This window comes from Mucilaginibacter sp. P4_G9, from assembly GCF_056400985.1.
The window spans coordinates 1-6058 of sequence record NZ_JBFUKF010000308.1 but is presented as its reverse complement, the minus strand read 5'-3'; the positions used below and the strand labels follow the sequence as shown (position 1 = coordinate 6058).

The window sequence follows — 6058 nt, the reverse complement described above, 5'->3', positions numbered from 1 at the left end:
AGTTTCTGCACATCAATGGACTGGCCAAATAAAAGCGAAGAAGGAAAAAACCGGGAAGAAAAAATCGCATGGCAGGTATTATTCTACCTTAACCTGTCTGCCGATTTAATCAGCTTTTCATCATTTTTGATGCTTTTAATAGCCAACAGCAACATAACAATACTTATTGATGTAAGAAAAAGCCCAACCCCCATTGTTTTGGTACCCAGTTGAACTCCTTCGCCAACAGCTTTTTTAACGGTTTGAGCCATCCAGAAACTATAGCCAAACAATACCAATATGGCGCTGTAGCAAAGGGCTATTTGCTGTTTGCGGTTTTTAAATAAGAAAATTATAACCAATGGAATAAGTGCCACTATTGCAGTAACGGCGGTAAGTGCCGTGAAAGATTCTATGTTTTTATGCGCGCCGTTTAAGTCCTGGAAAATGCCGGTAACCATAATGGTTACGGGTACATCATTAACATATACGTTGTGAGCCAGCGGAAAAAAGTAAAGGGCAAACAACACCAGACCGGCAAACAACAGGTAAATGCTTTGTATTCGTTGTAACATGATATTAAAATTATAAGCGCAAATATAGTGTTGTTAAGTTAAAAAGTATGTAGCAGCAAGTTATAAGTTAGTCCTGTTTTTTTCCTGATTTTTGTTGATATTTCTTATTTTTTCTCAATTAATACTTGAGATTTTTAACTCAGTACTATCCATTATTACATGCCCTGGGTTATTTTTAATGGCAGTTAAATTTGCTTTTTATGATAATTAATATACTATATTTAAACTAATTTTCCAATTAACCATTTAGCGATGATCCCGATCCATAATAATAATTTATCCCCCCAGGAAGTGAAGTTTGAAGATGCCCATCTGAAAAAAATATTCCTGGAGCATTTAAACAGTATTTACTGTGGTAAACAGCACCTGGTGGTTTTTTTTGAGGAGATAAAAGCGCTTGCATCTTTACAGTATTTAAAAAATGCCATACAGGATTGTTGCGATGACGCCCAAAATCAATTAGCGCATATAGAAGGTATTTTTAACAGCATTAACGAAGACCAGGCAAAAATAAGTGTACTGGGTATGAAAGCCATGACGCTGGAAGCATACCTATCGGCTATTAAAGCCGGTAAAACCCCTATGGAACGCGATGTTTTTATTGTTTTTTACCTGCAGTTGGTTGAAGGTATTGAGGTTACTTATTTTAAGGTTTTAAAAAACCTGGCCAGGGCCATAGGGTACAGCAATACTTTTTTAGATAAACCCTTTAACCAGGCTGTGGAGGATAAAATTATGTTTGAATCTATTTATAAAGAGTATATCAGCGAACCTTCAGGCGGGTAAATTTAGTATTTTGGCATAAAATTACGATACGCTAACTTGTTTATTATCAGGCATAAAGGTGTTCCGTGCTATGATTTTAAAATGGCTAAAGTGTTGATAGTCAACACCAAGGCGTTCCACGCCGTTTCATGCGTACCACGCGTTCCAATGGAACGCTGTAAACCAATACCAGGATAAAACAGCATGAACACTTTGACCAAATTATGAACACCCAAGCCCGGCATAATAATTAACTTTGCCGCGTGACGGGTAAACAACGCTATTTTATTGAACTGGCTTATGATGGCACAGCCTACCATGGCTGGCAGGTGCAGCAAAATGCCCACAGCGTTCAGGCAGCGCTTAACAAAGCGCTGGCAACAATTTTACGCCAGCCAATTGAAACAACAGGATGCGGCCGCACCGATACCGGCGTACACGCGCGGGAGTTTTTTGCGCATTTTGATGCCCCCCAACCCCCTGAAGGGGGAGTAAGTGCGTTAGAAAGCACCCCCTTTAGGGGGCGGGGGGGGCTCAACGCCATATTGCCACCCGACATCGCTATAAAAAACATCCTCCCCGTTCATGTGGATGCCCATGCCAGGTTTGATGCCACGCTGCGATCATACCAGTACCATATTCATTTTAATAAAGATCCTTTTTTGAGGGGATACTCCTGGCAGGTGCGCGATGTGCCCGATTTAGAGCTGATGAACCAGGCAGCAGCCATGATCATGGATTATATTGATTTTAGCTGCTTTAGTAAGTCAAACACACAGGTGAAAACCAATAACTGTAAAATTAGCCGGGCCGAATGGGTGAAAACGGAGCAGGGTATGGTGTTTCATATCTCGGCAGATAGGTTTTTGCGCAACATGGTAAGGGCAATAGTTGGTACCCTGATGATGGTTGGCAAAGGCGAAATACCTCCCGAAGCTGTCAGGGAGATCATTGAAAGCAAAAACCGCTCAAACGCGGGTATGAGTGTACCTGCCTGCGGATTGTATTTAACGGAGGTAAAGTATCCTTATATAGTAGTAGCCCCCTAACCCCCTAAAGGGGGAACAATAGCGGGAAGGAAAGTGTAGTAATGATTTATAAATTAGTAATAGATTAGCAAATCAAAAAACTCCCCCTTTAGGGGGCTGGGGGGCCATATGTCTGAAGTTACCGGGAAAGCACTTGATTGGAAACTGTTAAAACGGGTGATGCGTTATGTAAAACCGTACAACACCACGTTTGTTGTGGCGGGGCTTTTAACTGTTTTTTTGGCAGTTAGCGCCTTGCTGCAGCCTATCCTGATCCAGCGCACACTGGATGTTAATATCCTGAATGATGATTACGACGGACTGGTTTTTATGGTGGCGCTGATGATAGCACAGTTACTTATTCAAACTGTGGCACAGTATTACCAAACCTATTTAACCAACTCCCTTGGCCAATCCGTGATCCGCGATCTGCGGATAGATATTTTTAACCATATCACCAGTCTTAGGTTAAAGTATTTCGACCGTACACCTATTGGCATGCTGATAACGCGTACCGTATCCGACCTGGAAACCATCGCTGATATATTTTCTGAAGGATTGATCAGCATCATGGGCGATATGCTGCTGGTATTTGCCGTTATTGGTTTTATGCTTTACCAGGACTGGAAACTGGCCCTGATCACCCTGATTCCAATGCCTTTCCTGTTTGCGTCAACCTATGTATTTAAGGAGGCCATTAAATCCTCCTTCCAGGAAGTGCGCACGCAGGTGGCGCAGCTAAATACTTTCCTGGCCGAGCATATTTCAGGAATCAGCATCATTCAGCTATTTGCGCGCGAAGACCAGGAGATGCGCAAATTTAAAGCGGTAAATCTTAAGTACCGGGATGCCAACATTCGCTCAAACTGGTATTACTCTATATTTTTTCCGGTGGTCGAGATCCTGTTTGCCATTTGTATTGGTTTGCTGGTATGGTACGGCTGTAAACGGATGCTGTCTGATAATCAGCTGGCAGCTTTATCAGCATCAAAAAAAGGTATTACTCCCGGGGTAATTACAGGTTTTATTGTGTTGCTGAACATGCTTTTTCGCCCTATTCGTCAGCTGGCCGATAAATTCAACACCCTGCAAATGGGCATGGTTGGGGCCGAAAGGATTTTTAAAGTGCTGGATACCGATGAAATGGCCGTTGATAACGGAACGCTGAAAACAGGCCGGTTAAAAGGGGATATAGCGTTTGATAAAGTTTGGTTTGCCTACAATGATGAAAACTGGGTGTTGAAAAATATCAGCTTCCACGTAAAGCCCGGCGAAACCCTTGCCCTTGTTGGTGCTACCGGTGCCGGTAAATCATCAACCATCAATATCCTGAACCGTTTTTATGAAATAGGGCAGGGAAGTGTAAAGGTTGATGAACACGATATCCGCGAATACGAGGTACAGTTCCTGCGATCACAAATTGCTACCGTTATACAGGACGTATTTTTGTTTACCGATACCATTGCCAACAACATCAGCCTCAATAACCAATCTATAACACGCGAGCAGATCATTGCTGCGGCTAAGGACGTAGGCGCACATGAATTTATTGAACGCCTGCCCGGCGGATACGATTATAATGTAATGGAACGCGGAGCAACCCTTTCTGCAGGGCAATCGCAGCTGATCTCCTTCATCAGGGCCCTGGTATATAACCCGGCAATTTTGGTTTTAGACGAAGCAACCTCATCGGTAGATACAGAAACCGAGATCCTGATCCAAAACGCTATCAATAAATTAATGCAGGGCCGCACAGCCATTGTGATAGCCCACCGCTTGTCAACCATTCAAAATGCCGATAGGATCATTGTGCTCGATCATGGCGAGATCATGGAAACCGGTACCCACCAGGAGTTGCTAAAAATAGAGAACGGCCATTACCGAAAGCTGTATGATCTGCAGTTTAATTCGGCGGGGATAGCAAGGTAGTCAAGTCGCGTATTGCGTGTTGTCTGTAGCGGGATGTTTATTCCGACAGCTAACTGTCATCCACCCGCAACCCGAACCCCGCTCCCCGTGACTCAATTTTTAGGAACTGCTTTAACCGAATGTACCGGCTGTTCTTCCTTTTCGTGTTTTTTGGCAATGTCGCCACCATGAGGTTCATCGGCGTGGTATTGCTTGTCTTCTGTTTTTACCTTGCTTTTACCACCATTATCATTTGGCCGGCGGGTAGGCGTATCTGAAGGTGATGGTTTGCCTTTATCGTTTGCTGGCTTTGTCATAGTGGTATAACATATAGTGGCTGGCTTTTGTTTATTTCGCCTGAATCTGAATTTGCCGGATTTTAAAATTTACAGAATTGACCCTGGAGCCGGATTAGCATTCTGCTCATTCTTTACTTCTGTAAATTCTGATCCAATAGTTAATAAATGTTAAAACCACCCCACTATTACACCATTAAACAATATTTATAACTAATAAACTTTTACCTTTAAGGCGTGTTTCTTAATTTCGCACGAATATAGATGTGAGGTATTAAGATATGAGACGCAAGACAAGCTCCAAAATGTGGCTGTTTTTTTAATCTCAAATCTCAAATCTCATGTTTCATATCTAAACAACATGGAAGAATTTGAAGCAAGTGCATCGGCAAAAAAAACCAAAACCATATACATTTCTACCGTATTTGGTATTGCCATGGTATTATTAATGATAGGGCTGCTGGGACTGCTTTTGGTGCATGCCAAAAATCTTTCGCGCTATGTTAAAGAAAATATTGTGCTGAATATTTTTGTTGATGATGCTGCGCATGAAACCGATGTATTGCAGCTACAAAAACAATTGGATGGTAACCCTATAGTTAAGCAAACCCAATACGTAAGTAAAGAACTTGCAGCCCGTAACCTTCAAAAGGACCTGGGTGAGGATTTTGTGAAGTTCCTGGGGTATAACCCACTTTCACAATCGCTTGATGTTTACCTTAAGGCCGATTTTGCAAATAATAAGGATATTGAAAAATTTAAAGCCGATCTGCTAAAGAACCCCCTGGTTAAAGAGGTAAAATACCAGCAATCATTGGTTGATCAGATGAATCAGAACCTAACGTCAATCAGTTTGATCATCCTGGTATTTGCAGGCATATTTGTTGTGCTTTCGGTAGCGCTTATAAACAATACCATCAGGCTTGCTATCTACTCGCAAAGATTTCTGATAAAATCGATGCAACTGGTAGGGGCAACAAAAGGATTTATCCGCAAACCGTTTTTATTTTATGGAATCTGGCATGGCTTGTTAGGCGGTTTAATAGCCATTATTATACTAATAGCCTCACTTTACTTCGCCTACAAGGAAGTGCCGGATTTGGTGATTCTGCAGGATTATACAGAATTTGGCATTGTATTTTTAGGCGTTATCGGAGCAGGGATATTTATATCCGCATTCAGTACATTCCTGGCAGTTAATAAGTTTTTACGTTTAAAAATATACGATCTGTATAGATAGGTTAAAGGCAAAAGGCTAAAACTGAAAGGTTTTATACTTCGGGGCTAAATCAATAATTCAATAATTCAATCATTAAAATATACATGGCACAGCAATTTAAACCAACTACGCCTTTAAAAGCATCGGCACAGGCAGCTAAACCAACACTTAAAACTACCAGCAACGCGCCGGTTGAATTTATATTTGATAAAGGGAATTACAAGTTTTTAATCATCAGTGTACTGGTGGTTGCGTTCGGCTTTGTGCTGATGTCTGGTACTACAGATA

Annotated in this window: 7 protein-coding genes; 5 read left to right on the top strand and 2 right to left on the bottom strand. The window is 41.7% G+C overall.

Annotated features, from left to right (window positions below; translation table 11 throughout):
- Positions 1-83: 83 nt before the first annotated feature.
- Positions 84-554 (bottom strand): DUF4293 domain-containing protein, encoded by a 471-nt coding sequence (locus tag AC1DPZ_RS20335; RefSeq protein ID WP_477406816.1) that lies wholly within the window; start codon positions 552-554, stop codon positions 84-86.
- Positions 555-806: 252 nt separating this feature from the next.
- Between AC1DPZ_RS20335 and AC1DPZ_RS20330 the strand changes: the two genes are divergently transcribed.
- The 3 genes from AC1DPZ_RS20330 to AC1DPZ_RS20320 all read left to right on the top strand — a co-directional run bounded on the left by AC1DPZ_RS20330 (position 807) and on the right by AC1DPZ_RS20320 (position 4276).
- Complete coding sequence (locus tag AC1DPZ_RS20330) at positions 807-1340, top strand: DUF892 family protein (RefSeq protein WP_477406814.1); 534 nt, start codon at positions 807-809, stop codon at positions 1338-1340.
- Positions 1341-1582: 242 nt separating this feature from the next.
- A complete protein-coding gene (gene truA, locus AC1DPZ_RS20325) occupies positions 1583-2368 on the top strand; it encodes a tRNA pseudouridine(38-40) synthase TruA (RefSeq protein WP_477406812.1) in 786 nt (261 codons plus the stop codon).
- Between the two features lie 108 nt (positions 2369-2476).
- Positions 2477-4276: an ABC transporter ATP-binding protein gene (locus tag AC1DPZ_RS20320; protein ID WP_477406809.1), complete on the top strand. Its 1800-nt coding sequence runs from the start codon at positions 2477-2479 to the stop codon at positions 4274-4276.
- 92 nt (positions 4277-4368) lie between these two features.
- On the opposite strand, the gene AC1DPZ_RS20315 is transcribed toward AC1DPZ_RS20320, so the two are convergent.
- Positions 4369-4572, bottom strand: coding sequence for a hypothetical protein (locus tag AC1DPZ_RS20315; RefSeq protein ID WP_477406807.1), 204 nt, complete (start codon positions 4570-4572; stop codon positions 4369-4371).
- A 340-nt stretch (positions 4573-4912) separates the two neighbouring features.
- Here AC1DPZ_RS20315 and AC1DPZ_RS20310 point away from each other — a divergent pair, with 340 nt between their 5' ends.
- Together AC1DPZ_RS20310 and AC1DPZ_RS20305 are read left to right on the top strand one after the other, a co-directional pair.
- Positions 4913-5791 (top strand): cell division protein FtsX, encoded by an 879-nt coding sequence (locus AC1DPZ_RS20310; protein WP_477406805.1) that lies wholly within the window; start codon positions 4913-4915, stop codon positions 5789-5791.
- Between the two features lie 83 nt (positions 5792-5874).
- On the top strand, positions 5875-6058 hold a 184-nt coding region (locus AC1DPZ_RS20305; RefSeq protein WP_477406803.1), incomplete at its 3' end, for a DUF3098 domain-containing protein.